The following is a 3,451-nucleotide window of genomic DNA, read 5'->3' on the forward strand; positions in this document are numbered from 1 at the left end:
CTGCGCTGGCTGGCCGCGCGGATGCAGCCGGGTCAGGCGCCCTCCCCCGCCGTGGCTGAAACGTCGCCGACCGCGCGGACGTGGTCGTCGCTGCAGGGCGGATGAAATAAGCGCGCGACTTCTCCCTCCCCGTCCCTCCCCGGGACGGGGAGGGAGAGGCGTCGCGTTCGCGACCTCTCTTCACCTTCCGCCCTTGAAGGCCTATCTTCATCCCGTGATCGACGACCTCTACAGCGCGCGCATCCTGTCGCTGGCGGCCAACCTGCCGCACAGCGGGCGCCTGCCTGCGCCCGAAGGCACGGCCGAGCGGGTGGCAAAGCTGTGCGGGTCCAAGGCCATCGTCGACGTGATGTTGGACGCCGACGGCCGCGTCGGCGACTTCGCCCAGACGGTCAAGGCCTGCGCCCTGGGCCAGGCGGCGGCGGGCGTGGTCGGGGAAAACATCCTCGGCGCCTCGGTTCAAGAAATCGAGGCCGCGCGCGACGCCATGTCCGCCATGCTGAAATCCGGCGGCGACGGTCCCGAGGGCCGCTTCGAGGCCTTGCGCGTCCTGAAACAGGTCGCCGACTATCCCGCCCGCCACGCCTCGACCATGGTGGCGCTGGAGGCGACGCTGGAAGCGGTGCAGCAGGCGTTGGCCAAACACCACACCGATACGCGAACTCGCCTCGCCGGCGCGGCCTGAACGGCGCGTCGGTTGATCCCCCTGCTGTGAAGAGGGATAAGCGCGACGAACCCGAAACAGAGCCCCCGGCGAAGGGACCGATGTCTCTCTACGAACGCAGCGTCCGCGCGGCCCATCGGGGCTATAAGCTGACGCTGTCCCCCTTGATCGGCCAGCAGTGCCGGTTCATGCCGACCTGTTCGGATTACGGGCGCGACGCCCTGATCCAGCACGGTCCGGTGCGGGGGGGATGGCTCACCGTGCGGCGCCTCTGTAAATGCCATCCCTTCGGCGGTTCGGGCTATGATCCCGTCCCGCCCGCCAAGACCGAAAAAGAACGACCGTCATGATCGAACTGAAATTCCCCGACGGCGCCGTGCGTCAGTATCCGGCCGGCTCGACGGGCCGCGACGTGGCCGCCGCCATCTCGCCCTCCCTGGCCAAGAAGGCGGCCCTGGTCGTCTGGAACGGCGAGCAGCGCGACCTGGACCGCGTCATCGACGGGAACGGCGACTTCCGCCTGCTGATGCGCGACGACGCCGAGGCGCTGGAGACCATTCGCCACGACGCCGCCCACGTGCTGGCGCAGGCGGTGCAGGAGCTGTTCCCCGGCACCCAGGTCACGATCGGCCCGGCCATCGAGGACGGCTTCTATTACGACTTCGCCCGCGACGAGCCCTTCTCAACCGACGACTTCCCGAAGATCGAGAAGAAGATGGCCGAGATCATCGACCGGGGCGCCCCGCTGGAGCGTCAGGTCTGGAACCGCGACGAGGCCATCGCCCACTTCGAAAAGATCGGCGAGGCATACAAGGCCGAACTGATCCGCGACCTGCCCGAGACGGAAACGATCACCGTCTACAAACAGGGCGAATGGGCCGACCTGTGCCGGGGGCCGCACTTCCCGACGACCAAGTTCGTGGGCAAGGCCTTCAAGCTGACCAAGCTGGCGGGCGCCTATTGGCGCGGCGATTCCAACCGCGCCCAGCTTCAACGCATCTACGGCACGGCGTGGGCGAGCAAGGAAGATTTGGACGCCTATCTGCTGCGCATCGAGGAGGCTGAGAAGCGCGACCACCGCAAGCTGGGCCGCGCCATGGAGCTCTTCCACATGCAGGAAGAGGGCCGCGGCATGGTCTTCTGGCACCCCAAGGGCTGGGTGCTTTGGCGCGTGCTGGAGGCCTATATGCGCCGCCGTCTGGACGCCGCCGGATACGTCGAGGTCAAGACGCCGCAGGTGCTGGACCGCAAGTTCTGGGAGGCCTCGGGCCACTGGGACAAGTACCGCGCCAATATGTTCGTCTGCGAAACGGTCGAGGGCGAGACGCTCAGCCTCAAGCCGATGAACTGCCCCGGCCACGTGCAGATCTTCGATCAGGGCCAGCGGTCCTATCGCGAGCTGCCGCTGCGCATGGCCGAGTTCGGCGCCTGCCACCGCTATGAGCCGTCGGGCTCGCTGCACGGCCTGATGCGGGTGCGCGGCTTCACCCAGGACGACGCCCACATCTTCTGCCGCGAGGACCAGATCGTCGAGGAGACGGCCGAGTTCATCAAGCTGGCCTATTCGGTCCACGCTGACCTCGGCATGGAGACCAAATACATCAGCCTGGGCACCCGCCCCGAGCTGCGCGCCGGCACCGAGGAATTCTGGGACAAGGCCGAGGCCCAGATGCTGGAAGCCGCCCGCGCCGCCGGAACTGAGCCGGTCGTCACCGAGGGCGACGGCGCCTTCTACGCGCCCAAGCTGGACTTCATCGTCAAGGACGCCATCGGCCGCGAATGGACCTGCGGCACGATCCAGCTGGACTATGTCCTGCCCGAACGTCTGGACGCCACCTACATCGCCGAGGACGGCCAGAAGCACCGCCCGGTCATGCTGCACCGCGCGATCCTGGGCTCGTTCGAGCGCTTCATCGGCATCATGATCGAGAACTACGCCGGGGCCTTCCCGCTGTGGCTGGCGCCGACGCAGGCCGTGGTGGCGACCATCACCTCTGACGCTGACGGTTACGCCGAGGAGGTTCTGGCCAAGTTCCGGGCGGCCGGTCTGCGCACCGAGATCGACCTGCGCAACGAGAAGATCAACTACAAGATCCGCGAGCACTCGGTCGCCAAGGTGCCCGCCATCGCCGTGGTCGGCCGCAAGGAGGCCGAAGAAGGCAAGGTCGCCATCCGCCGCTTCGGCTCTCAGGCCCAGACCATCGTCACGGTGGATGAGGCCATCGCCCTGCTGACGGACGAGGCCCTGGCGCCGGATCTGAAGCGCATCCGCGACGGCGTGGCCTGATATGACGGCCGGGAGAAGGCCTCACGCCTTCTCCCCTCGCCCGTCTCGGGCCATAAGCCTGTCATGGCCACCACCCTCTACATCGACGCCGACGCCTGCCCCGTGAAGGAGGAGGTCTATCGCGTGGCGCGCCGCTGCGGCCTGAAGGTCTTCGTGGTGTCCAACGCCTGGATCAACACCCCGCGCGAGCCGCTGATCGAACAGGTGGTCGTCGACGCCGGCCCGGACGTGGCCGACGACTGGATCGCCGAGCGCGCCCAGCGCGGCGACATCGTCATCACCGCCGACATTCCGCTGGCCGACCGGGTGCTGAAATCCGGCGCTCAAGCGCTGAAGTCGAACGGCCAGCCGTTCACGTCGGACTCCATCGGCTCAGCCCTGGCCGGGCGGATGATCGGCGAGCACCTGCGCTCCATGGGGGTGCCGACCAGCGGGCCGCCGCCTTTCTCGGCCGCCGACCGCTCGCGCTTCCTGCAGGCGCTGGACGCGGCCGTGGTGCG

At 68.0% G+C, this 3,451-nt stretch carries 4 protein-coding genes; all 4 read left to right on the top strand.

Annotated elements, in window-relative coordinates; all coding sequences use genetic code 11:
* The first annotated feature begins 214 nt into the window (after positions 1 to 214).
* The gene (locus B2Y21_RS07520; protein ID WP_292058555.1) at positions 215 to 685 is read left to right on the top strand and encodes an iron-sulfur cluster assembly scaffold protein; all 471 of its coding nucleotides are present in this window, start codon (positions 215 to 217) and stop codon (positions 683 to 685) included.
* Positions 686 to 765: 80 nt separating this feature from the next.
* A complete protein-coding gene (gene yidD, locus B2Y21_RS07525) occupies positions 766 to 1,014 on the top strand; it encodes a membrane protein insertion efficiency factor YidD (protein ID WP_003167548.1) in 249 nt (82 codons plus the stop codon).
* A complete protein-coding gene (gene thrS, locus B2Y21_RS07530; protein WP_292058559.1) occupies positions 1,011 to 2,951 on the top strand; it encodes a threonine--tRNA ligase in 1,941 nt (646 codons plus the stop codon). The genes yidD and thrS overlap by 4 nt, the downstream gene beginning before the upstream one ends.
* Positions 2,952 to 3,014: 63 nt before the next feature.
* A partial coding sequence (locus B2Y21_RS07535) for a YaiI/YqxD family protein (protein WP_292058561.1) occupies positions 3,015 to 3,451 on the top strand: 437 nt, incomplete at its 3' end.

Source organism: Brevundimonas sp. UBA5936, assembly GCA_002430835.1.
Classification (GTDB): domain Bacteria; phylum Pseudomonadota; class Alphaproteobacteria; order Caulobacterales; family Caulobacteraceae; genus Brevundimonas.

Coding starts and splice junctions, on each gene's coding strand:
- yidD (WP_003167548.1), top strand. CDS start 766: ATGTCTCTCTACGAACGCAGCGTCCGCGCGGCCCATCGGGGCTATAAG.
- thrS (WP_292058559.1), top strand. CDS start 1,011: ATGATCGAACTGAAATTCCCCGACGGCGCCGTGCGTCAGTATCCGGCC.